Annotated in this window: 1 protein-coding gene; it reads left to right on the top strand. The window is 64.8% G+C overall.

Features of this window, described 5'->3' with window-relative positions:
- The coding region (locus WDW90_RS38040) for a DUF3141 domain-containing protein (RefSeq protein WP_336492863.1) at positions 1 to 503 on the top strand (503 nt) is incomplete at both ends.

Raw genomic sequence — 503 nt, 5'->3', positions numbered from 1 at the left:
TTCGAGCGCTGGTGGGGCGGCTACTTCCTGATGAACCGGGAGGAGATCCGGTGGATCACCGATAACCTGTTCGTCGGCAACAAGCTGGCCGCCGGCGAGGCGGAGTGGGCGGAGGGACGCGCGGTCGACCTGCGCGCCATCCGCTCGCCCATCATCCTTTTCGCCTCGCTCGGCGACAACATCACCCCGCCGCAGCAGGCCTTCAACTGGGTGGCCGACCTCTATCCGACGACCGAGGAACTCAAGGCGAACGGCCAGGTCATCGTGGGCCTGATGCACCGGAGCATCGGCCATCTCGGCATTTTCGTCTCGGCCGGTGTCGCGCGGAAGGAGCACGCCCAGATCGTCGATCTGCTCGAATATATCGAGCACCTGCCGCCCGGCCTCTACGGCATGCAGGTGGAGGAGCAGGCAACGAACGGTGCGACCCGCTACGACGTCGTCTTGACGGAGCACCGGGTCGAGAACCTGCAGCAATTGCAGAAATACGCCCGCAAGGACGA

Origin of the sequence: Methylobacterium nigriterrae, from assembly GCF_037106235.1 — a bacterium.
GTDB lineage: Bacteria > Pseudomonadota > Alphaproteobacteria > Rhizobiales > Beijerinckiaceae > Methylobacterium > Methylobacterium nigriterrae.
The sequence above is the reverse complement of the archived record's forward strand: the minus strand, read 5'-3'. Positions and strand labels throughout refer to the sequence as shown.